Genomic DNA, 24,674 nt, shown 5'->3' with positions numbered 1-24,674 from the left:
AAATGAGTGAAGCTGAGAAAAAACAACGGGAGTTAGAGAAAAAAGCATTTAGTTTGAAAGTCTTATATTTTAATCGCTATCTGATTATTCGCTATTTGACAGCTGGTTTCTTTTTTACCAATCTTTACTGGCTGGTTTCCTTACTCCTTGCGAGTAGCAAGATGTTTTGGGTACCATTAGGGCTATTATTCTTTCTTTTACCAGTCGTCGCAGAACAAGTGGCACTCTATCGTACACATAAAAATAATGCAACGGTTACTCGAAATTATTTCCGATTGCAAGCGGTAACCAATGTATTTCTCCTATTAGCAGTATTTTCACCAGGATATTCTCAATTGTTTCCTTTTATGGCGGATGGTTCAAATGGACAAGCATTGATTCTGTTTGTGATTGCTAGTGGGCTACTGATCTGTCTGTTTTGTCAGCGACGCTTGAATAAAATCCATGCAAATACGGATCGTCACTATCAACGAATCAAAGAGTATGAACGTGTAGTACATTTTGGAAAGGGGAGTAAATAGATGTTTGATTTTCTACAGAAATATTTGATGGGACCGATGGGGAAAGTGGCACAATTCAAGATCGTACGCGCAGTAATGGCTGCTGGGATGGCGTCGATTCCTTTTACGATCGTAGGTTCGATGTTTTTAGTTTTGAATATTTTACCGTTACCATTTCCGTTTTTAGAAGGATTTTTCAATGCAACTTTCTTTAAAGTCAGCGACTTGTATATGATCGTCAATACGATGACGATGGGGATATTATCTATTTATTTTGCTATTGTATTTGCTTATGAATTAACGTCGATCGAAAGAGATGAACAAGCACTGAATGTCAATCCTTTAACTGGCGCGCTATTATCTGTTTTTGCTTTCTTCATGTGTATTCCAGAGTTGATCATTTCAGACGGAAAAATCAGCTTGATCTCTAGTATGACCGATGCAGAAACTGTGGTTAGTGGGGTACGTATGGGCGCATTTGTCGAACGTCTGGGTACGTCAGGCATTTTTACCGCCATCATCATGTCTTACATTGCAGTTGAGTTGTATTGTATGTGTGTAAAACGCAACTGGGTCATCAAGATGCCAGATGTTGTACCACCTGGGGTTTCACGTTCCTTTACCGCATTGATCCCAACGTTTGTGATTGCCTTTGTGGTGATGCTTGTCAATGGCACATTAGTTGCGTTAGGAACAGATATTTTCAAAATGATCGCTATTCCATTTGGATTTGTAACAGAATTAACGAATACGTGGATAGGGATCATGATCATTTATTTCTTGATCCACGCATTATGGATCGTAGGGATTCATGGGGCGAACATTATTACCTCATTCTTGACACCAATCGTTTTAGCGAACATGGCAGCGAATGCCCAAGGTGCAAATTATCCTTTAGCCGGCGAATTTAATAACTCTTATGTAACAGTTGGTGGTTCTGGGGCGACATTAGGATTAATTATCTTTATTGCTTTTATGGCAAAATCCGATCAGTTAAAAGTATTAGGAAAAGCTTCATTAGTACCAGGGATTTTCAATATCAATGAACCAATCATTTTCGGGATGCCGATCGTTTATAATCCTTACCTGGCAGTACCGTTTTTCTTAGCACCGATGGCATCCGCATCATTAGCATACTTTGCCATCAAACTAGAAATTGTTCGACCAATGTTAGCCCAAATGCCTTGGCCTTCACCGGTAGGGATCGGCGCCTTTGTTGGTAGTGGAGGTGATTGGAAAGCCGCTGTCTTAGCCGTCTTATGTGCGATTCTCGGCTTTATCATCTGGTTGCCATTCATCAAGTTTTATGACAATAAATTATTGACTGAAGAACAAGAAAAAGCCGCAGAATTAGCAAGAGAAGGTTCAGTGGCATAGTGATTCAAAAGAAAACTCAGTTGCCATTCGTTAGAGATGGTAACTGAGTTTTTTAGTGAGTTGTTATGAAAAAAGAAAAGCCTATATATGTTGAATAATGAGAAAATTGGGGGAAGCTTGTAAAAATAACCTTGTATACAAAAAAATAGATATCTATTAGTCAATAGAACCTACGAAGTTACTTCTAGAGGGAGAACACGATCAAAGTAAGGCAAGGGAATATTAGAAAACAGTTGCTCCCCCTCTTAAAGCAAGCCACGATATTTCAATTGCCAAGATAGTCAAAAGTGCAACATTCTAAAAATAAGGGGAATAGCCTAGTTCATATATGGACAGTCATAAAAAGATGTAAAAATGGTCGATGGCAACTCAATGATGCTTGATATTTATATCAAATAACAGAAAAAAAAGGACAAATATGTGGGAAATCCTCCGTATACTAGACATAAGTATGAAATAAAGAGGTTTAGAAAAAGGAGGACAAGTAAAAGAAATGAAAGAAACAAATCCAATAAACAAATCCAATAAACAAAAAAACTTGAGTATCTATACAAGCAAAGCCGATGATTCGAAATGACAGTCTCTCGATAATTTGAAAGCAAAGGCTCATACAAAAATATTGAAAGACAAGAATCCACAGAAAAAATCATTCACTTCCCCTCACGTCAAAAATCATGGAACTAACCAACTAAAAAAGCCAACTCATCATAAAAAAGGAAAGCTCATGATGAGTTGGTTTTTTAGTTGTTGTTAAGTGTCTAAATTAGAAAATCTGCTTTTTCTGTAAATCAATCATTGTTCAATCAAGCGTTTTGCTATGTCATAGTCACCTTCATAAGGTTCATCTACGCCACCGACTTTTTGATAGGCATCCACGCCTTTACCAGCAATCACAACAGAGTCTTCTGGCTGGCTTTCTGCTAATGCTAGTTGGATCGCAGTCGGACGGTCCATTTCATAATGAACAGCAAGTGCTGTATTTGTGATCGCTGCATGGATTTCTTCTGCAATTTTTTGTGGATCTTCAAAAGCAGGATCATCTGCGGTCAAGAAAACGACATCGGCTGTTTCTGACAAGACTTCTCCAAAGTCTTGTCTGCGGGAAATCGCTTTGTTTCCTGGACTTCCTAGAACGACGATCACACGGCCATTAGGATGCTCACTCTTAGCAAATGCTAATAATGTTTTTAAACTTAAATAGTTATGGGCATAGTCAACATATATATGGGAGCCGTTTTTATGGGTCAACTGATCCATGCGTCCGGGAACCCTAGCTTCTCTTAGTCCTTGTTGGGCATCTGAAATCGAAGCACCCGCTAATGTCGCTGCAATGATTGCGCTAGCTGCATTTTCTTGATTAAAGCCACCAGCTAATTTGATCGTATATTCTGCTTCAACAGGTAATTCAGAACCATGTGTGATCAATTCGAACGCTTGCGTTTGATTTTCTAAACTTTTCACTTGAACGTCTGTAGTATCTGCTCGTCCGTAAGTGATGGCAGGAATACCGTGGACTTGTCCTGTTTCCACTAATAAATCAAAGTAATCACTTTCACGATTTAAAATCACTTTTTTTGAATTTAAGATCAGTTGACGTTTGCAATAAAAGTAATCATCAAACGTCGGGTGTTCGATCGGACTGATATGATCGGGTGAAATATTTAGGAAAATCCCGACATCTAAAGTGAGTCCATAAACACGTTGCGTTTTGTAGGCTTGAGAAGAAACCTCCATGACAAGATGTGTCATACCGTTTTCTACTGCTTCAGCCATCATGCGATACAAGTCGAGTGATTCCGGTGTTGTCAGATGAGATTTGAAAAAAGACTTGCCGTCTAATGTGGTATTCATAGTTGAAAAAAGGGCAGTTTTATAGTTAGTCGTATGGTCTAAAATGGCCTTGGTAAAGTATGCAGCGGTGGTTTTACCTTTAGTCCCAGTAAATCCGATGACTAGCATCTTGTTTTGTGGATAATCATAAAAAGCCATGGAAAGAATTGCCATTGCTTTGCGAATATCGGTCACGATTATGCCACAAGCTTCGTTCTCATAAGGTTCTTCAGCCACGTAGTAATTAAGCCCTTGAGCAATTGCGGCAGTTAAATACTCTTCTTTAAAATTTAATCCTTTACAAAAAAATAATGTCTCAGCATCGACCTGACGTGAGTCATAACTTAATTTCTTGAATACTCTATTTTCTGGAGCATACAGATGCCACCCCTGTGGTGATACAAATTCTTTTAACAGATTTTCTTTTAACAATAAGTTGCGGATATCTTCTAAGGAGAAGCTCATTGAATCATCCCTCACTTTGTATTTATTTGGTTTATTATAGCATATTTTTTGTTACGTATTTTCGTGAACAGACGATTTAAGTAAAAATGAAAATTAGTTGACAAGATCAAAAAAATAGGCAGGCCGAAAAATAGGAAAGGACCTAAAAATAGATGGAGATAATTCATTACAGAAATCCCAATATATTAAAAATAATAAAATAAATAGAAAGCAACTGAGAAATTAAGCGATTTTTTCACATTTTAATTTCGTTCGGTGAATGAAGATGTTAAAACAGAAAATACTCCCTTGGTAAAAAATAAGCCAGTTTCCAAAGAATGAGGATAGAGAACAAGAGCATTCTGTAATCAAAATAAAACAGTTATTATGTAAAGACTTTAACTGATATAAAATAAAAAAAGCCGATAAAAAGATTGCTACTTTGTGGATTTACACTTAAAATATGAGTAATGTTTTGAAGAAAGTTGGAATCTGATCAATGACTAATCAAAGAAAACCAGCAGTAGAAAATTTGACAGTTCAAGAGAAAATGGCTAGAGGTTCTGCTTGGATGACTGCAAGTAATATGATCTCTCGATTACTGGGCGCAGTCTATATTATTCCTTGGTATGCTTGGATGGGCGAAAATGCAAAGGCTGCCAATGGATTATTCAATATGGGGTACAATATTTATGCGTTATTCTTAATGATTTCAACTGCGGGGATTCCAGCTGCCATTGCGAAACAAACCGCACGTTACAATTCATTGAATGAATACGGGACGTCTCACCGGTTGTTTCTACGAGCAATGCAAATGATGGCTGTTTTAGGGGTGTTTTTTGCAGGATTTATGTATTTTGCTTCGCCTTGGTTAGCTCGTGCCTCTGGTGGTGGGGAAGAATTGATTCCAATCATGCGCTCATTAAGTGCAGCACTATTAGTATTTCCTTGTATGAGTGTTATTCGAGGATACTTCCAAGGGAATCAGGAAATGATGCCTTATGCACTTTCGCAAATCGTTGAGCAGATTGCGCGCGTATTTTATCTGTTGCTTTCTACATTCATCATCATGAAAGTCCTGTCAGGGGACTACGTAACTGCGGTGACCCAATCGACTTTTGCAGCATTTATTGGGATGATCGTCAGCTTGGCTGTCTTATTATATTTTTTGAAGAAACATCAAGCGTATACAGCAGCTCGTGTGCAGTACAGTGAAAACCAAGTGACCATTGCCACGAAAGAATTATTGTTGGATACGATCAAAGAAGCGATTCCTTTTATCATCGTAGGATCAGGGATCACGATTTTTAAATTAGTCGATCAATTTACATTTATTAAAATCATGTCGGATACCACTGAATATTCCAATGCCCAATTATTGGATCTTTTTTCAATTTTCAGTGCGAATCCTGACAAGTTGACAATGGTCGTCATTGCTTTAGCGACGTCGATTGCTGCGACAGGTTTACCTTTGATCACGGAAGCGGTAACGATCAAGGATCGTCGTGGACTAGCAAAATTAACAAGCAGTAATTTACAGTTGTTTTCCTTTATTATGTTTCCTGCAACGTGTGGTGTGATGCTCTTGGCATACCCTTTGAATACTTTATTTTATACACCAGATCAATTAGGAAGCCAAGTATTGATCCAAGCAAGTTTTGTCGGTCTTTTTCTAGGACTTTATATGCTTGTATCGAATATGCTTCAAGGGATGTTTGAAAACAAAGCGGCGATCCAATACTTACTGGTTGGGTTTCTCGTAAAATTAGTCTTGCAGTATCCAGCAATCCGTATTTTTGAAGTATATGGACCATTGCTCGCAACGATGATTGGTTTTATCGTTTCTTGTTCACTGATACTAAAGAAAATCCATCAAGTGGCTCGCTTCAATCGGAAATTTGTATGGCGTCGCACCTTATTGATTTTTATTCTTACTCTGTTGATGCTCCTTGCAGCAGGGCTGACGAAAATGATTTTCGGGATGTTCTTGAGCCAAGACAGTAAGTTCCAATCACTAATATTAATTGTTTTAGTCGCCGGAGTGGGTGGTTTGGTATATACGTATCTGGCACTGAAGCTTCGTCTCGCAGATAAGTTATTAGGACGTCAAGGGATGATTCGTTTACGCCGACGGTTACGTATCAAATAAGACAGGCATTGCTTGAAAAGGGGACAATCACATGCGTTTAGATAAATTTTTAGCTGACATCGGTCTTGGCAGCCGCAAAGAAGTCAAAGGGCTGATCAAAAAAGGCTTGATCACAGTCAATGGAAACTGTATTAAAAGTGATAAATATCAAGTGAAAGAAACCGAAGACACGGTGGTGTATCTAGATGAATCCTTAAATTATCAAAAAGATTTTTATTATATCTTGAATAAACCAGCTGGCGTAGTTTCAGCAACTCAAGATAATCATGATCAAACCGTCATCGACTTACTTTCTGATGAAGATTTTCGGGAAGATCTATTTCCAGTCGGTCGGTTAGATAAAGATACAGAAGGATTGTTGATCCTGACCAATGATGGACAGTTTTCACATCAATTACTCTCTCCTAAAAAACACGTAGAAAAAGAATACTTGGCAGAGGTCAAAGGTGTGATGACGAAAGCAGATGTGTCAGCATTTGCAGAAGGATTACTCATTGATAAAGATGAACAGACACTGCCTGCAAAACTGTTCATTGACTCAGTCGATGAAGAAACAATCACTTCTCGTATCCGCTTGATCTTACATGAAGGGAAATTCCATCAAGTCAAACGGATGGTAAAAGCCGTTGGCAAAGAAGTCACTTACTTGAAACGGATACGTATGGGGAATTTTCTTCTGCCAGAAGATTTAGCTTTAGGAGAGTATCGCCAAATGACACCAGATGAATTGGCACAAGTAAGAAGTAAATAGAGCCTGAAAACACAGCTTATAGGATTGGGGTATACTACTCAATCCTGTAAGTTTTTTTGTTTATTTATTGAAATCATGATAGATGGCAACCTAAAACAGCTATTTTTCGTTTTTCTGTCTCACACCTCAGATCAAAATGATTCTTTTACAATCTTCTCTATAATTTGTTTCATTTTCCCTATGATTTGTTCATTTATTATATCTTTTGAAAGCGCTATAATGACAGTGCGAATGAGGTGAAAGGAGTTTTTATATGAGAAAAAGGAAGGGGTTAAAAGGTTTTTTTGGGAATTTATGGCGCTATAAGGCGCTTGTTTTAATGGCGATCCCTGGGATGATCTGGATGATTTTTTTCTTTTACATCCCGGTATTAGCGAATGTCGTTGCGTTTAAAAATTTCCATATTTCTGCGGATGGCTTTCTTGCCAGTTTAAGAGAGAGTCCATGGGTTGGATTGGAGAATTTCAAGTTTTTATTTTCTTCTGATCAAGCGTTTCTGATTACCAAAAATACGATTTTATATAATGTGACATTTATTTTACTGAATCTTTTGATATCTGTCGTGTTTGCAATCATTATGAGTGAATTGCGAAATAAACGATTGGTAAAAGTATACCAGACCATGTCATTGCTTCCCTATTTCCTTTCTTGGGTCATCATTAGTTACTTTGTCTATGCGTTTTTAAGTCCAGATAAAGGGATCTTCAATCAATGGTTGGCAGCAAGTGGGAGAGAAACAATCAATTGGTATAATGATCCTAAATATTGGCCATTTATTCTAGTCTTTATTGGAACATGGAAAGGGATCGGCTATAACAGTATCATTTATTTTGCCTCAGTTATGGGAATCGATCCGACGTATTACGAGGCAGCGATGGTGGATGGCGCAAGCAAGTGGCAACAAATCAAACATGTGACGATTCCACAATTGGTCCCTCTGATGACGATCTTGACGATATTAGCAGTTGGAAATATTTTCCGAGCGGACTTTGGTTTGTTCTATAATATCCCAAGAAATTCCGGAGCGCTTTATGAAGTGACACAAGTTTTAGATACTTATATCTATAATGGGCTGACATCCACTGGCGACTTTGGTATGACGGCCGCAGCTGGGCTGTATCAATCAGTCGTCGGCTTTGTTTTATTAATGATCACCAATACGATTGCTCGTCGTTTTGACAGCGAATCGGCATTGTTCTAAGGAGGAGAAAAATGAATAAAAAGAAAGTTCAACGAGTAGAGATCCGCTCGTTTAGTCAAACCACCAACTTTTTCTCCAATATTTTGATTGCACTTTTTGCTTTTTCTTGTGTGTTACCATTTATTTTTGTAATTGCGATCTCTTTTACAGATGAATCCATTTTGTCCACACAAGGGTATAGTTTCTGGCCTAAAACATTTAGTACATTTGGGTATACTTTTTTGTTTGACCAGATGCAAAACAAAATTTTTCAGGCTCTTTTCGTCACTGTTCTTGTGACAGTAGTAGGAACGTTGATCAATAGTACAGCAACTTCTTTATATGCTTATGCTATTTCTCGATCCAACTTTCCATTTCGTCGTTTCTTTACAGTTTTTTGTTTGATCACGATGTTGTTCTCACCAGGGATGGTTGCGAACTACTTAGTGATGACGAATTTATTACAACTGAAAGATACGATTTGGGCATTGATTTTACCGATGGCAGTCAGTCCGTTCAATATTATCGTGATGCGAACATTCTTTAAACGTTCGGTGTCTGATTCGATCATTGAATCTGCTAGGATAGATGGGGCGAGTGAACTTCGGATTTTTGTACAAATCGTCTTACCTTTAGCGATTCCAGGAATTGCGACAATCAGTTTATTTGCAGCTTTAGGTTATTGGAATGACTGGTTCAATGCGTTACTGTATATTCAAAACGATAATCTCGTTCCATTGCAATATTTATTGATGAAGATTCAAAGCAATATCCAATATCTTACTCAAAATGCTGGAGCAGGTAGTCAGTTAGCCGGCGGTCTTGCTTCTGTTCCTGGAGAGTCTGCTCGTATGGCAATCGTTGTTATCTCAACATTACCGATTGCGATCAGCTATCCATTTTTCCAAAAACATTTTGTTAAAGGGTTAACGATTGGCGGCGTCAAAGAATAAAGCACTAAAATAGGAGGAAAAAGATATGAAGTTATGGAAAAAATTAGCTTTTACAGGATTCTCAGCACTAACAGCAATCAGTTTAGCAGCTTGTGGGGGCGGTTCAGGTGACAAGGACGATGCAGCGGCCAGTGATACGACGACATTACAAATGTACCAGATCGGTGACAAACCAGATAACCTTGATCAGCTGATGGAAGTCGCAAATAAACGTATTGAAGAAAAAATTGGTGTAAAAGTCAATATCAACTATATTGGTTGGGGCGACTATGAGAAGAAAATGAACGTCATCATCTCATCCGGTGAAAATTACGATATCGCTTTTGCCAACAATTACGTATCAAATGCACAAAAAGGCGCGTTTGCAGACTTGACTGAATTAGCGCCTAAATATGGAAAAGAAGCGTATGATTCTTTGGATGAAGCATATATCAAAGGCAATCTGGTCAACGGGAAATTATATGCCTTCCCTGTAAACGCCAATGTCTTTGCACAACAAGTGTTGACTTTCAATAAGCCATTATTAGATAAATACAATTTATCGATTGATGGTATTGAAACGTATGCAGATGCAGAAAAAGTTTTACAAGAATTCCATAAAAAAGAACCGAATACAGCGGCTTTTGCCATTGGGCAAGGATTTAAAGTACAAGGGGATTTCGATTATCCATTAGGAAATACTTTGCCATTTGCGGTTGATTTGAATGGCGACAAAACAAAGATCATTAATCAATATGACAACGAAAATTACATCGAACTGTTACGGACGATGCATAGTTGGTATGATCAAGGATTGATCCCTAGTGATGCAGCGACTAGTAACAAAGATTATCCGTTAGAAGGTAATACATGGTTGATGCGTGGAGAAACACAAGGACCATACGATTACGGCGATACGATTTTAACAAATGCTGCAAATCAAGAATTAGTATCGAAACCAATTACTGTTCCTTTGAAATCAACAGGACAAGCGCAAATGGCAAATTTTGTTGTCTCTAATACATCAAAAAACAAAGAGAAATCAGTAGAGTTCTTAGCGTTATTGAATAGCGATCCTGAATTGCTTAACGGCTTGGTTTGGGGAATCGAAGGAGAGGCATGGGAAAAAGTTGGCGATGACAAAGTAAAATTATTAGACGGCTATCAGCCAAAAACGCACATGTCTGCTTGGAATACTGGAAACAATAAGATTCTTTATACACAAGATACGATTACCGATGAAATGATTGCTAAAAGAGATCAATCGATTGCAGAAGCTGAAACTTCTCCAATCTTAGGCTTCAGTTTTAATACAGACAGCGTAAAAACTGAATTGAGTAATATCTCAAATGTCATGAATCAATACCTTGATGGATTGAACACTGGAACTGTCGATCCAGATGAAACCTTACCAAAACTAATGGATGCCTTAGATAAAGCTGGATACGACAAAGTACTGACAGAAATGCAAAAACAATATGATACATTCCGACAAGAGAACAATTAATCAATACTGAAGTTATGATGGAAGTATCTAGCTCCGAGAAATAAGGCGGAATCCACGGAAATTGCTCTTGCATTTTTGTGGATTCCGCCTTATTTACGAAGAAGCTACTTCTGGACTATCGGTTATCTAGCTGATAACCGAAGTATTGCTCCTCGAAGACCATTTATTTGGTTTTAAAGGTTCCAATATGCTCAATGTTACAGTATGTTTTTGTATAATAGGATATGATGAAGAATAAAGGGGGGGAAGTCCTGTGTTAGGTAGAGCATTGGAAACAGTATTCATACGCGTATGGGTCATCATGAAATTGACATTGTATTTTTGGGGCTTAGCTGTGTGTGGCGGCGTCGTTTTAGGAATCGGGCCAGCTTGGAAAGTTGTCAATGAACAGTTTTATCTCCATGGTTTCGAATATAAAGATATCATGATCAGCGAAAGTTGGCAGATGTTCAAACAGTCCTTCGTGCGAGGAAATCAATTATTTGGTCTTTTTTCGGCTTGTCTTTTTTTGCTTAGTTATAACTTGTATTTATCTGTACAGATTCAAGGGATTCTTTTCTTAGTGGTTGATTTTATTATACTGTTCAGCATGTTGTACGCCTATGCGACGTATCAATATAGTATGATTTTAGATAGTGGCTATCAAATGACTTTAAGAAATCTGCTGAAGTTGAGCTTGATTTCCAGTTTCGCAAGTTTTTCAACTTTCTTAAAAATCATCCTTGGCAGTGGTCTGATTCTTTGGGTGACGTGGAATTATAAAGGGTTGATTTTATTTGGTTTGATTGGGTTACTTACAGTTTGGAACGGAACGATCACCAAACAATGGCGGGAAAATCTGGACTTGCAGTTGGAAACATATGAATAGGTTAGATTTTATCTTTTCAAAAGGAACGTTGTTAAACCGTTTATTGCGTAAATATGCGATCATGATGATTGCTTTGACGATGATTGCAACGATCATCATCAGTGTGCATACATTCATCCAAAGACAAATTCAAGCACAACAAGTAGTGAATGACGCAGTTCAAAGTACGTTGCGAACGCTTAGTGATAAAACAACGTTAAGTAAAGTGATCAAAGATCAATTTGTAGGGGATTCAGATAAAATCGAGAATACCACCACTTATTTAACTAAACCGATCGATCAATATTTGATGTATGCGTACGACCGACAACGACAATCTGCTGATTTTCTTTCATTCCCTAACGTAGTTCGTGATATGTATGTCAATTATGAAGAGGTAAGTAGTGTGTACCTTGTGTTCAACCAATTACCAGAATATTTTGAGTCCACTAGAGAGAACAAAGGCGGGATAGTCAAGAAGGGAACGCCACAATTAAAACAGGCTTTTTATATCAAAATGACGATTACACAAGGTGGCGCAGAAATTGGCAGTATGTTTGTAGGGTTTGATAAAGATGAACTTGATGCAGCGCTGACGAATTTAAATACGTTTAATGGATTATCTCTTTACATGATTTCCGGAACGAGTAATCGGTTGTATACATTTCATGATCGAGCACTGGGCAAAGAACGAATCTTTAAGCAGGAAAAGTTGATCAATCAGACCCTACAAGCGGATTCTACATTACCAGTGGAGAAATTAGAAAAATCGAATTTTATCCAATCGCAAGAGGTGTCCGACGATTATCGTATTTTAGCCACATTAGATAAGCGTACGGTTCGCCAAGTAACAGAAAAAAGCTTAGCACCGTTAATTATTGGCGTCATTTTATTGGATGGTTTATTGCTTTTATATTTATACAAGACGTTCAAACGTTATTCTCAACAAATCGATCGTGTCATGGAAGCCATGGATGAAGTGGCTAGAGGGAATTTAGATACTCGTGTGGATACTAGTATCACTGAATACGAGCTAAAAGACCTATCAGTCGGAATCAATGAGATGCTAGGCAGTATCAATCAATATGTGGAAGATATCTACAAATTAGAAATCAAACAACAAGATGCGCACATGCGCGCATTACAAGCACAAATCAATCCGCATTTTCTATACAATACATTGGAATATATTCGAATGTATGCCATCAGTGAAGGTAGTGAAGAACTAGCAGATGTTGTCTATGCTTTCTCTGCATTATTACGTAATAACACCAACCAGGAAAAGACGATTCATTTAAAAGAAGAATTGGATTTTTGTGAGAAGTATGTGTACCTCTATCAAATGCGTTATCCTAGCCGTATCGCCTATCATTTCACGATTGAATCATCATTGGAAGAGATTGAAGCACCGAAATTTATCATCCAACCATTAGTAGAAAATTATTTTAAACATGGCGTTGATTTTACTCGTTTTGATAACGCATTGAGTGTAAAAGTATTTGAAGAAAATGGACTTGTTCATCTTTTGATTCGTGATAATGGCAAAGGAATCACGGAAGAGCGATTAGCTGAAATCAGCGCACAGTTGGCGCAAAACAAAGTAGAACTCAGTGGATCGATCGGCTTACAAAATGTCAATGAACGGTTGCGTGCTAGTTTTGGACCGAGTTATCAGATGATCCTAGCTAGAAATGCAACTGGTGGATTAACGATCCATATTACTTTTAAAATAAAAAGGGGAGCTGCTGATGACTTATAATGTACTACTAGTTGATGATGAATATATGATCTTAGCTGGCTTACAAAAAATCATCAATTGGCAAAATTTAGGATTTAACGTTGTTGCTACTGCAGAAAATGCTATGCAGGGACTATCGATTTTAGAGACGCAGCCAATTGATCTAGTTGTCACAGACGTAACGATGCCTGAGATGAATGGATTAGAATTTATTGAAGCTGCTCAAAAAGAACATTTTTTTGAATTTATGATCTTATCGGGCTATCAAGAATTTGATTATCTAAAAAGCGGGATGCAGTTAGGCGCCGTTAATTATTTGATGAAACCAGTCAATAAAGCAGAACTGATTACTAGTCTTGAAACCGTCAAGAAACGCTTGGATCATCGAAGACAACAAAAAAATCAACAAGAAGTGTACCAAGAAATTCTATTTAGCCAATGGTTGAATGATGAATTGGATGAACCTAGTGAAGAAGAACTTTTAGAAAAACTAGGCAAGCGTCAGCGACGTGTCTTACTTGCACAAGTACCTAGGCAGGCTGAAACGACAATCAGTCAGTGGCTGACAAAAAGAAAAGAACCTTTTTATTACCAACGGAATTATGGAGAACTTGTTTTATTTGTTTTGTTGCTTCAGGAGGAGGCAGTAGAATTGTTTAGCCATTTTGTTGAACAGTCGCTGATGTGTGAGAATTGGCTGATCAGTATTGGGGATGAATCTTGTGATCCGGAAACGATACCGCAAAGCTTCCAGCATGCTAAAGATAATTTACAACTACATCAATTCTATGGGGATCAAAATCAACGTATTTTCTATGCCGAACAAGCAGAAATTAAACAATCAATTGATTTTGTATCATTTAGTCGTGTGTTGAAAAGTGGTCAATTAGCGCTCGCACAACAAATGATCTCTGACTTTTTCGAGCAATTCCAACAGGCGGTCATGTCGCCTGAAGATATCCGTCATTTCAGTTTTTTATTATTTATGGATATCTATCGTGAGCTGATCCGTTTAGAAGATGATGAATACTTAACAGGCATCCAAAAAATCAATCAAGCAAAATCTGTCCAAGAGTTGCATCAACTCCTACTATCTTTATTGGAAAATCAGCATAATCAAAAATATAGTCAAAATGTCGAAAAAGTTCTTCAAATCTTACATGAGAAATATAAAGAACCTTTAACCTTGAAAGAAGTCGCAGAACATTTGCATCTAAATGTCATGTATCTAGGACAACTGTTTAAAAAAGAAACTAAAAAAAGCTTCTCTGCGTACTTGAATCACTTAAGAATGGAACAAGCAAAATGGTTGCTGATCCATAGTAATCAAAATATCAATGAGATCTCTAATGAAATCGGCTATAATAATACGACCTATTTTTCAAAATTATTCAAAAAAATCGTTGGACAGTCGCCTTCAGAATACCGAGAAAATCAAAGTCAAACAGAAGGAAGTTTCATCTGAAAAAAAACAGAGATCTTGAGATTTAACATCTCATTATCTCTGTTTTTATATGATTGAATAAGTGAAAAAAATAATATAAAAAAACAAAAAATATAAAATATGTGATGGGTTCTATGTTAAAATGGACCATGTAGATTGTTTATGATGGTAGCTACTCAGGGGGTGATGCTTATGAGCATTTTCCTACTTCAACGAAGGGAGTAGCCTTTTGTCTGTTGCGGAAGCACTGGCATTGATGATCCAGTTTGGATCGTTGATGCTTGTGCTTGTTGGCATTATGCTGACAAGCAGCAAAAACGATAAAAAATAACCCCGTCATAAACTTTTAGCAGAAGTTGACGGGTTTATTTTAGCTCAAAACATGCTACCACAAAACGGCTACATTGGAGCGATGTTAGCGCATCGCTTCTTTTCTTTAGTATAGCATCTTAGCGAGTCATTTGTAAATAAAGAGTCATGGATAAAAAAACATAGTGTGTGCGAATACAGTTCTCTTATATTCTTTTTTTATATGATTGAACAGGTGAAAACAATCATATAAAAAAACAAAAAATATAAAATATGTGATGGGTTCTATGTTAAAATGGACTATGTAGATTGTTTATGATGGTAGCTACTCAGGGGGTGATGCTTATGAGCATTTTCCTACTTCAACGAAGGGAGTAGCCTTTTGTCTGTTGCGGAAGCACTGGCATTGATGATCCAGTTTGGATCGTTGATGCTTGCGCTTGTTGGCATTATGTTGACAATAAGCAAAAAAGATAAAAAATAAACCCGTCATAAACTTTTAGCAGAAGTTGACGGGTTTATTTTAGCTCAAAACATGCTACCACAAAACGGCTACATTGGAGTGATGTTAGCGCATCGCTTCTTTTCTTTAGTATAGCATCTCAACGAGTCATCTGTAAACAACGAGTCATGAGTGAAATCAATCATTCAATAAAGTCCTAATGGAGTCGCACATTCTCTAAAATTAGTGCTGAAGACGATGGCAAATGGAATTAACTAAAGAGTAAGCTTCCTTAACCATGCTTCTTTTCTAGCTGAACCACTGATATTATTCTTGGCGACTTAAAGAATAAGGCAAACTATCCTCTGAATAAGTTTTAGTATGAGGAACAATGCCTAAATGGTAGTTGATCGTGCCACCGTTTAGTAAATCTTTATGAGTAAAATATAGCTTTTCATAAGTGTAGCCATCTCGACTTACATGGTGAATAAACTGTTGTTGGGGCTGGTTAGGCGTAGCATGGATAGTCAATTGATTGCCGTTTGAAAGTGTTAAAATCACTTGATCAAACAGTGGGATACCAATGACATACTCACCGGTTCCAGGTGTAACTGGGTAAAAACCTAAACTGTTAAAGATATACCAAGCGGCCATACTGCCATTATCCTCGTCGCCAGGATAGCCAGTAGGTGATGCATCGAAAAGTTGCGTAAGCAACTGTTTGATCAAAGGTTGTGCCATTTCGGGTTTCCCAAGGTAATGGAAAAGATAAGGGTAGTGAAAACTTGGTTGATTAGAGATGGCTAATTGTCCAAATTCAGTTGCTGCCATCTCACTCATTTCATGGATTTCAAACCCATAACCACCGACTTCAAACTTAGGCGGTTGATTACATAATTCAACTAATTTGTTCTCAAAAGCTTGTTTTCCACCATGCGCTTCGATCAGACCTGCAAAGTCATGGAAAACAGCAAAACTGCTTTGCCATGCACTTCCTTCTGCGTAATCTGTGCCCCAAGAGATAGAGGAGAAATCAGGACGGAATTTTCCTGAGCAGTCTTTTGAACGCATAAAACCAGTTTCTGTATCAAAAACATTGCGATAGTTCATGGATTGTTGCTGATAGTGATGAGTTGTTTCAACATCAGCTAGTGTTTGAGCAACTTGACTGATACAAAAATCACTGTAGGCATAATCAAGTGTGTGATTGATCGATTCATGGTAATGGTTTGGCACGTAGCCATACTTTAAATAATCGATTGTCCCTTGGCGACCATAATTTTGTTGATCACTTTGAACTGTCGCTCCTTTTTTCATGGCTTCTAAAAATTCCGGCATATTCTGACTGCCGATACCTTTGATGGCAGCATCAGCGATCACTGCATCGATCAATGTTCCAGGCATGAGACCTCGTTCATCTGGAGAAAGCCATTTAGGTAAGAAGCCAGTTTCTCGATAACTGTTTAAAAAACCTTCCAACATCTCTTCATATTTTTCGACCGCAATCAATGAAAAGAGTGGGTAAACCGTTTTGTACGTATCCCAAAACCCATTATTTGTATAAAGAATCCCATTTTTTACTGTACAACTAGTGGTATCATAATGGATTTTTTTTCCTTCTGGATCAATTTCGTAAAAAGTTTGTGGGAATAGGAATGTCCGATATAAATTGTGATAGAACGTTTGCATTTGTTTTTGATCATGATGGTTGATTTTGATTCGATCAAAGTAGTTTTGCCATTGCTCCTGACTGTCTAAAAGATAGTCTTTTTCTTGTTTTTCTTGCTCTTGTTTCAAATTGTGGTGAGCTTGTTCATTACTAATGAATGACGTCCCTAGCCGAATCGTCTGTTGCTTGATATGACCAAAATAAAGAGCTACGGTGTCTGCTTGTTCGCTAGAATACTCGAGTTCACTAGTTGTCAGAGGCTGTTCGAAGCCCAAAACAAAATAAAAAGTGAAATTCGGATCTTCTGCGCCCGCAAAATGAGTGACTTGGCCTTCTAATGTGTAGGCATCTTTTGCAGTAAGACGGAAACGGCCAGGAAACGCTAGTAATAAACCGCTATCATTTTGTTGGTAAGTGATGGAAAGGATGCCACCATACATACTAGGGATCAATGTCGATTGAATACCGTAACGCAATTGGTCAATGGAAAGGTGGGTGGGACAAAAAGTACATTCTTCTGGGCGATACGAACTTTGGGCATGGAACACCGTGGGTTCTTGTAATACTCCACTGAACGGAGTCATCAAAAAGTGGCTGAAATCCCCCATCCAAGGACTAGGTTGATGAGTCAAACGATAACCTTGGAAAATCCGGTCATCGGGGTGAAACCACCAACTACCTCTTTGTTCATTTGTCTGTGGGGCAAAATAGTTCATACCAAAAGGAACGCCTGTATAAGGCAGGCAATTCCCATTAGAAAAGTTGGCTTGATTCGCAGTGCCATGACGTGTATCAATTTGTTGAATGTCCATGTGTATACTCCTTTGTCGATAGTCGTTGGATCAAAGTAACAGGATGTTTGATGTCAGCCGGTTTTTCTTTTGTTTGTAACCACTGGATCATCGCTTTGCCCGCCAATTCGCCTAATTGGAGAAAATCTTGGGCAATCGTTGTTAAAGGCGGATCAACTAAAGCAGCAGCTTGGATATCATCGAACCCGATGACGGAAAAATCATTGGGAATGGTGTAACCCAATTGTTTTAACGTAGTCATTGCTTGAATTGCAACTAAGTCATTCTCACAAACAAATGCTGTAACGTTATGTGTATGAATATAGTTAGCTAATTCATTAGTGGTCGCCATTGGATCATTTAATGCAGTATGGAACGATAACTCTGCTTTATTCAGTGCTTCAAGATAACCGAGATAGCGTTGTCTCACGGATTGTGGATGGGATAAATCACCAAAAAGATAAGCGATTTTTTTGTGACCTTGTTCAATCAATTGATTGGTTGCTAAAGAACCACCTTGAAAGTTATCCGATAAGACAGTTGGAAAAGGTAACTCATATATTTTTTTATCTAGCATGAGTACTGGAAAGTCTTTTAAGGAAAGCTCAAAAAGCAAGTCAAGATGTTGATCTATTTCAAAAGCATAATAAATCAAGCCATCAAATTCTTGTATCAAATCATTGGCTGTCTTTGTTTCTAAAAAATCTAAAGTCGTCATCATGACCTCGAATTGATGTTCTTGCATGATTGGATTCAAGCCCTGAGTAAAGTCACCCACGGATAAATCAGACAAGTAAGGCAAAAGAAATAAGATTCTTTTATGAGTAGAGAGACTACGTGAAGGAACACCTTTTTTGGGAGCTTTAACAAAACTTCCTTTTCCGCGTACACGATAAATCAATCCTAGTTGTTCTAATTCTGACAATGCCCGTTTGGACGTGATCCGACTAACATTGTATTGTTGGGATAGTTCTTTTTCAGTGGGAACTTGACTGTCGACAGGTAAAGTTCCATCATGTATTGCTTTTTCTAACGCTAAAAATATTGTTTTATATAATGGTTGCTCCATAATTACACCTCTTAATGATATATCATAATTGAATCATAGCATAATACTTGAAAAAGTAAATAGAAAAAAGTTCATTGAAAGCGTAGACATTTATAGTACGAGCAGGTATAATTCATAATGACATATCAAACAAAAGGGAGTTTATATAATATGGCTTATAAAGATATACCTAATTCAGTGAAGCAATTTATGGATGACATCATACAAAAATGTGGAGAAGAGCATGCAGATTGGGCTAAGAATTTTTCTTCGGCTTTTGCGAATACGTTGTTGACCACAGTCAAACGGCAAGAGGATGGGACAACTTTTCTACTCACAGGAGATATCCCTGCAATGTGGTTACGTGATTCCACCGCGCAGGTTCGTCCTTATTTAGTAATTGCGAAAGAGGATGAAGATTTAGCTGACATGATCAGTGGGTTAGTCAAAAAGCAATTTTACTATATCACGATCGATCCATATGCAAATGCGTTCAATGAACAAGCAAATGGCGCAGGGCATCAAACCGATCACACTCAAATGAACGATTGGATCTGGGAAAGAAAATATGAAATCGATTCTTTATGCTACCCTGTTCAACTAGCTTATTTACTTTACAAGAATACCGGACGTACAGATCAATTTGACCACTCATTTATTGAGGGGATTCAAAAAATCTTAGAAGTTTTTCAAGTAGAACAAGACCATCGACAATCGCCTTACACCTTTACAAGAGACACCACAAGAAAAGAAGATACGTTAGTCAACGAGGGACGTGGATCGGCGATTGCGCCCACGGGTATGACTTGGTCAGGATTTCGTCCGAGCGATGATGCCTGTCAATATGGCTATCTTGTCCCATCCAATATGTTTGCTGTAGTTATTCTAGGATATGTGGAAGAGATTTTCACCTCAATTCTTGAAGACCAAGAAATCGTTACAAAAGCAAACGGCTTAAAAACAGCCATCCAAGAGGGGATTGCCACCTATGGAAAAATCGAAAATCAACAAGGTGAAACGATTTATGCGTATGAAGTAGACGGCTTAGGGAATGCCTCATTAATGGACGATAGCAATGTGCCTAATTTGATTTCAGCACCTTATTTGGGTTATTGCTCCAGTACAGATGAACACTATATAAATACGCGAAACACTTTGTTAAGTAAAGAGAACCCTTACTTTTATGAAGGGAAGTATGCAAAAGGAATTGGTTCTTCGCATACGCCCGAGAATTATATTTGGCCAATCGCCCTAGCGATGGAAGGAATGACGACAGAAGACAAACAAGAAAAAGAACGAATCCTTGATTTACTAGTAGCGACCGATGCAGGGACACACTTGATGCATGAAGGTTTTGATGTGAACAATCCGCAAAACTACACAAGAGAATGGTTTTCTTGGGCAAACATGATGTTTTGTGAATTAGTCATGGATTACTTTGATATCCGAGTGGAAAAATAAGGAGGAGAATAGATATGAAGAAAAAAGTGTATATCATTTCTCATAGCCATTGGGATCGTGAGTGGTACATGGCATATGAGCAACATCACATGCGATTAGTGGAGTTAATGGATGATTTGTTGGAGCTGTTTGAAACCGATCCAGACTTCAACAGCTTTCATTTAGATGGACAGACCATTATTTTAGATGACTATCTACAAGTACGTCCTGAAAAAAGAGAAGCAATCCAACAAGCCATCGATGTAGGAAAATTACGGATTGGACCATTTTATATTTTACAGGATGATTTTTTAATTAGCTCAGAGTCAAATGTTCGGAATATGTTGATCGGTATGGAAGAAAGTCGCAAATGGGGAACGCCGGTCATGCTAGGTTATTTCCCTGATACTTTTGGCAATATGGGACAAACGCCACAAATGATGAAGCAAGTAGGACTAGAAGCTGCTGCGTTTGGTCGTGGGGTGAAACCGATAGGCTTTGATAATCAAGTACTAGAAGCTGAGAACTATTCGTCACAATATTCTGAGATGTGGTGGAAAGGCCCTGATCAAACGGAGATCTTTGGGTTATTGTTTGCCAACTGGTACAGTAACGGGAATGAGATTCCAGCTGAGAAAGAAGCTGCGATTCGTTTTTGGGATCAGAAGTTAGCAGATGCCGAGCAATATGCGTCAACCAACCATTTATTGATGATGAATGGAGTGGATCATCAACCTGTACAAAAAGATATATCAAAGGCAATTCGATTAGCCAATGAATTGTATCCTGACTATGAATTCATTCATTCCAATTTTACTGATTATCTAGAAACGGTACAACAGGATCTTCCTCAGGATCTTGGCTCAGTTGAAGGAGAATTGACGAGTCAAGAAACCGATGGCTGGTATACGTTAGCCAATACAGCTTCTGCGAGAGTTTACCTCAAACAGTGGAACACAAAAGTACAACGTCAACTTGAAAATGTCACAGAACCTTTAGCAACGATGGCATATGAAGTGACAGGAAGGTATCCGCACGATCAATTAGATTACGCTTGGAAAACACTGATGCAAAATCATCCTCATGATAGCATTTGCGGATGCTCAGTTGACTCCGTTCATCGAGAAATGATTCCGCGTTTTGAAAAAGCCAATGAAGTGGGGAGATTTTTAGCACAAGAAGCATTGGATCAACTGGCAACAGCTATTGATACCAGTGGATTTTCGAAGCAAAGCTATCCTTTTGTTATTTTCAATACAGCAGGAATGCCCAAAACAGGGTCAGCCGTAATCACTTTAGAGTTGGAACGAAAACGATTTGCAGAAGGTATTCCAGAGGAGCTATATCAAGAATTGGCGGAACAACCTAAGAAATACTACCATGTTGAAACGTCTGAAAAAAAACAGATCCCAGCTTTGGTTTCTGAAGAAGTTGTATCATTTGGCTATGATTTACCGAAAGATCGCTTTAGAGTGCCATATATGGCAAGATATGTCACGATTGAGCTACCAATTGATGAAATGCCTGCATTTTCATGGGAAACATTCGCTTTAGTTGAAGGAGCAACGGATGAAAAACAAGAGTCGATGATTACTCAAGCAGGACGCTGTATTGAAAATCAATTCGTGCATGTATCCATTGAGCAAAATGGGACATTGACCTTATTGGATAAAACGAGCGGGCAAGAATTTGAAGAGTTATTGACATTTGAAGACGTCGGTGACATCGGTAACGAATATATCTTCAAGCAACCAGAGAATGAACAAGCGATTCTTTCAAAAGACCAACCGAGAAGTACTGTTGAGATCATCAAGGATACATCTAAAATCGCTCAAATCAAACTAACTCAAACCATTGACATCCCTATTTCTGCAGATGATCGGTTAGAAAAAGAGCAACAAATGGTACGAGAGTTCCGCTTTAGGCAAGCCCAACGCTCAAAAGAAACAAAGCCACTGACAATCACAACACTGATTACGTTGCGTGCAGAGAGCAAAAAGATCGATTTTACAACAACCATCGACAATCAGATGAAAGATCATCGCTTACGTGTCTTATTCCCAACGAAGTTACATGTGGAACAACACGAAGCAGATAGTATTTTTGAAGTTGTAGCTCGTCCAAACCAAGTCTCTGCAAGTTGGGAGAACCCGACCAATCCCCAGCATCAACATGCCTTTGTCCAATTAGGCGATGCAACCCAAGGGATAACGATTGGTAATTTTGGTTTGAATGAATATGAAATCTTGGATGGAAAAACCATTGCGGTGACATTACTGCGTTGCGTCGGTGAGATGGGCGACTGGGGTTATTTCCCAACACCGGAAGCACAGTGTTTAGGTGTTCACCAATTCGATTACAGTTTAGAGGTCCATACAGGAGAAGAGAAATTCGCCACCTACAAGCATGCTTATGCAGCTCAAATTCCATTTTCGACAAAGCAATTGTCCAATCAAGTAGGCAAACTATCACCGAAAAACCAATATTTATCAATTGAAGGGGGAACGTTTGCAATTACTGCTTTGAAACGAAGCAAACTTAATGATAAACTAGTAGCGAGAGGATTCAATATGTCTAGTCATTTAGAATCGTTGCATTTGACGAAAAATGGCAAAAAAGGCAAACGGTTGAATCTCCTTGAAGAAGAATGTCAAGAGACGATTGACGAAATGCTCCAACCTTATGAGATTCGGACAGTCGGCTTTGAGGAGGAATAATTGATGTATGGTGGAATAGAAGCAGGTGGAACAAAATTTATTTGTGCAGTATCAGATCAGGGAGAAATCATTGAAAAAATCAGTGTACCGACAACTTTACCGGAGGAAACATTGGCGTTAGTGTTTGATTTCTTTGATCGCTTTGAATTAGAAGCAATTGGAATCGGTTCCTTTGGTCCAATCGGTATTGATCCAACGAATGATCGCTATGGCTATGTCTTAGCTACGCCTAAACAAGGATGGCGAGATTTTGATTTCTTAGGAAGCATCAAACAACGATACGACGTTCCTTTGGCATGGACAACCGACGTCAATGCTGCGGCATATGGTGAATTGTTAAAAGGGGCGGCGCAAGGGAAAAACAGTTGCATCTACTTGACTGTCGGCACAGGTATTGGTGGCGGTGTTGTGTTGAATAGCGATATTCTTTCTGGAAGTGCGCATCCGGAAATGGGACACATCATGGTCAAACGTCATCCAGAAGACGACTACGAAGGAACTTGTCCTTTCCATAAAGACTGTTTAGAAGGATTAGCGGCTGGACCATCGATCGAAGCACGTACAGGAATCAAGGGACAAAATTTACCTGAGGATCATCCTGTCTGGGATATCCAAGCATATTATCTTGCACAAGCATTAGTCAATTATACATTGACATTAGCGCCAGAAAAAATCATTTTAGGTGGTGGTGTCATGAATCAAGCACACTTACTACAAAAAGTGAGAGAACAATTTATGACATTGATGGCTGGTTACATGGAAACGCCGCCAGTAGAGGAGTATATTGTTCAATGGGGCATGCCAAATGAAAGTGGGATCATCGGCAGTTTATTATTGGCGGAAAAGGCACATCGAGAAGGAAATGAATTTGCATAAATCTAAGAAGAAAATAGCGACTTTTAATTTTTAGATGGAAACTTGAATAAAAATAGGTATAGAGAACGACTGTCATTATTGGTAGCCGTTCTTTTTTATTCTATATATTACGTACTAACGTTGTATTGACAAAAGAATGTATTTTTTATTACGATGTTGTTACAAATTAGAGCGGAGGGGTAGATTATGGGGCAATCCACAATTACCTTTAGAATTCCAGATGATGAAAACAAACTAGTAGCAGAATATGCTAAAGTACATAACTCATCATTGAAGGAACTTTACAGGACGTCAGTACTTGATAAAATCGAAGATGAGATTGATTTAAAATTATTAAAAGATGCAATGGCACTTTCTAAAAAGAAAAAAGAGAAGGGAATTTCTCAGTCTGGCATGGAGAAGTTCTTAGCTGAAGTATAAAGTTATCTATATGCCTCAAGCGCAGAAACAGTTAAGAAAGATGGATCGAAATCAGGCAAGAATAATCGTTGCTTGGATTAGAAAAAATTTGGAAGGAACCAGCACCCCCTCGACAACACGGTAAAGGATTGACTGGAAATCAAGGTGGTGAGTGGCGGTACCGCATTGGGAATTATCGCATACTAGCAAATATAATTGACTCTGAAATTATAATTGAACTATTTGCTATTGGTCATAGAAGCATTATGTACAAGAAATAATTG

At 38.2% G+C, this 24,674-nt stretch carries 19 protein-coding genes and 1 pseudogene; 17 read left to right on the top strand and 3 right to left on the bottom strand.

What is annotated here, in order from left to right; genetic code table 11:
- Positions 1–2: 2 nt before the first annotated feature.
- Both HZ311_RS06200 and celB read left to right on the top strand, forming a co-directional pair.
- Positions 3–521, top strand: coding sequence for a hypothetical protein (locus HZ311_RS06200; RefSeq protein ID WP_019722565.1), 519 nt, complete (start codon positions 3–5; stop codon positions 519–521).
- Positions 522–1,877 carry a PTS cellobiose transporter subunit IIC gene (celB, locus tag HZ311_RS06195; protein WP_023520478.1) on the top strand — a complete coding sequence of 452 codons (1,356 nt, stop codon included), beginning with the start codon at positions 522–524 and terminating at the stop codon, positions 1,875–1,877.
- 792 nt (positions 1,878–2,669) lie between these two features.
- Here celB and HZ311_RS06190 read toward each other — a convergent pair.
- The gene (locus HZ311_RS06190) at positions 2,670–4,172 is read right to left on the bottom strand and encodes a UDP-N-acetylmuramoyl-L-alanyl-D-glutamate--L-lysine ligase (protein WP_137072925.1); all 1,503 of its coding nucleotides are present in this window, start codon (positions 4,170–4,172) and stop codon (positions 2,670–2,672) included.
- A gap of 478 nt (positions 4,173–4,650) precedes the next feature.
- Here HZ311_RS06190 and HZ311_RS06185 point away from each other — a divergent pair, with 478 nt between their 5' ends.
- From HZ311_RS06185 to HZ311_RS06145, 10 genes are all read left to right on the top strand, one after another.
- A complete protein-coding gene (locus tag HZ311_RS06185) occupies positions 4,651–6,300 on the top strand; it encodes a putative polysaccharide biosynthesis protein (protein ID WP_010734149.1) in 1,650 nt (549 codons plus the stop codon).
- Positions 6,301–6,331: 31 nt separating this feature from the next.
- On the top strand, positions 6,332–7,051 hold the full coding sequence (locus tag HZ311_RS06180) for a pseudouridine synthase (protein WP_137072923.1): 720 nt from the start codon (positions 6,332–6,334) through the stop codon (positions 7,049–7,051).
- A 253-nt stretch (positions 7,052–7,304) separates the two neighbouring features.
- On the top strand, positions 7,305–8,252 hold the full coding sequence (locus HZ311_RS06175; RefSeq protein ID WP_010734151.1) for an ABC transporter permease: 948 nt from the start codon (positions 7,305–7,307) through the stop codon (positions 8,250–8,252).
- 11 nt (positions 8,253–8,263) lie between these two features.
- Positions 8,264–9,184: a carbohydrate ABC transporter permease gene (locus HZ311_RS06170; RefSeq protein ID WP_023520476.1), complete on the top strand. Its 921-nt coding sequence runs from the start codon at positions 8,264–8,266 to the stop codon at positions 9,182–9,184.
- Between the two features lie 25 nt (positions 9,185–9,209).
- Positions 9,210–10,670 (top strand): ABC transporter substrate-binding protein, encoded by a 1,461-nt coding sequence (locus HZ311_RS06165; RefSeq protein WP_010734153.1) that lies wholly within the window; start codon positions 9,210–9,212, stop codon positions 10,668–10,670.
- Between the two features lie 253 nt (positions 10,671–10,923).
- Positions 10,924–11,538 carry a YesL family protein gene (locus HZ311_RS06160; RefSeq protein WP_137072921.1) on the top strand — a complete coding sequence of 205 codons (615 nt, stop codon included), beginning with the start codon at positions 10,924–10,926 and terminating at the stop codon, positions 11,536–11,538.
- A complete protein-coding gene (locus HZ311_RS06155; protein WP_137072919.1) occupies positions 11,531–13,276 on the top strand; it encodes a sensor histidine kinase in 1,746 nt (581 codons plus the stop codon). The genes HZ311_RS06160 and HZ311_RS06155 overlap by 8 nt, the downstream gene beginning before the upstream one ends.
- Positions 13,266–14,720, top strand: coding sequence for a response regulator transcription factor (locus HZ311_RS06150; protein ID WP_010734156.1), 1,455 nt, complete (start codon positions 13,266–13,268; stop codon positions 14,718–14,720). The genes HZ311_RS06155 and HZ311_RS06150 overlap by 11 nt, the downstream gene beginning before the upstream one ends.
- A gap of 208 nt (positions 14,721–14,928) precedes the next feature.
- Positions 14,929–15,030 (top strand): putative holin-like toxin, encoded by a 102-nt coding sequence (locus tag HZ311_RS15755; protein WP_226077204.1) that lies wholly within the window; start codon positions 14,929–14,931, stop codon positions 15,028–15,030.
- Between the two features lie 360 nt (positions 15,031–15,390).
- A complete protein-coding gene (locus tag HZ311_RS06145) occupies positions 15,391–15,492 on the top strand; it encodes a putative holin-like toxin (protein ID WP_071867541.1) in 102 nt (33 codons plus the stop codon).
- 285 nt (positions 15,493–15,777) lie between these two features.
- On the opposite strand, the gene HZ311_RS06140 is transcribed toward HZ311_RS06145, so the two are convergent.
- Both HZ311_RS06140 and HZ311_RS06135 read right to left on the bottom strand, forming a co-directional pair.
- The gene (locus HZ311_RS06140; RefSeq protein ID WP_023520472.1) at positions 15,778–17,931 is read right to left on the bottom strand and encodes a GH92 family glycosyl hydrolase; all 2,154 of its coding nucleotides are present in this window, start codon (positions 17,929–17,931) and stop codon (positions 15,778–15,780) included.
- Positions 17,912–18,979 carry a GntR family transcriptional regulator gene (locus HZ311_RS06135; RefSeq protein WP_137072917.1) on the bottom strand — a complete coding sequence of 356 codons (1,068 nt, stop codon included), beginning with the start codon at positions 18,977–18,979 and terminating at the stop codon, positions 17,912–17,914. Before HZ311_RS06135 ends, HZ311_RS06140 begins: the two co-directional genes overlap by 20 nt.
- Before the next feature lie 150 nt (positions 18,980–19,129).
- On the opposite strand from HZ311_RS06135, the gene HZ311_RS06130 reads away from it, so the two are divergent.
- From HZ311_RS06130 to HZ311_RS06110, 5 genes and pseudogenes are all read left to right on the top strand, one after another.
- A complete protein-coding gene (locus HZ311_RS06130) occupies positions 19,130–20,419 on the top strand; it encodes a glycoside hydrolase family 125 protein (protein WP_178946537.1) in 1,290 nt (429 codons plus the stop codon).
- A 14-nt stretch (positions 20,420–20,433) separates the two neighbouring features.
- A complete protein-coding gene (locus tag HZ311_RS06125) occupies positions 20,434–23,115 on the top strand; it encodes an alpha-mannosidase (RefSeq protein ID WP_178946536.1) in 2,682 nt (893 codons plus the stop codon).
- A gap of 3 nt (positions 23,116–23,118) precedes the next feature.
- Complete coding sequence (locus tag HZ311_RS06120) at positions 23,119–23,991, top strand: ROK family protein (protein WP_023520469.1); 873 nt, start codon at positions 23,119–23,121, stop codon at positions 23,989–23,991.
- A gap of 186 nt (positions 23,992–24,177) precedes the next feature.
- On the top strand, positions 24,178–24,411 hold the full coding sequence (gene relB / locus HZ311_RS06115) for a type II toxin-antitoxin system RelB family antitoxin (protein WP_010734162.1): 234 nt from the start codon (positions 24,178–24,180) through the stop codon (positions 24,409–24,411).
- Positions 24,401–24,671, top strand: a pseudogene (locus tag HZ311_RS06110) (type II toxin-antitoxin system RelE family toxin). The gene relB and the pseudogene HZ311_RS06110 overlap by 11 nt, the downstream one beginning before the upstream one ends.
- Positions 24,672–24,674 lie beyond the last annotated feature (3 nt).

It is taken from the genome of Enterococcus mundtii (assembly GCF_013394305.1).
GTDB lineage: Bacteria > Bacillota > Bacilli > Lactobacillales > Enterococcaceae > Enterococcus_B > Enterococcus_B pernyi.
Note: the sequence above shows the minus strand (reverse complement) of the source record. Positions and strands in the feature narration are given on the sequence as shown.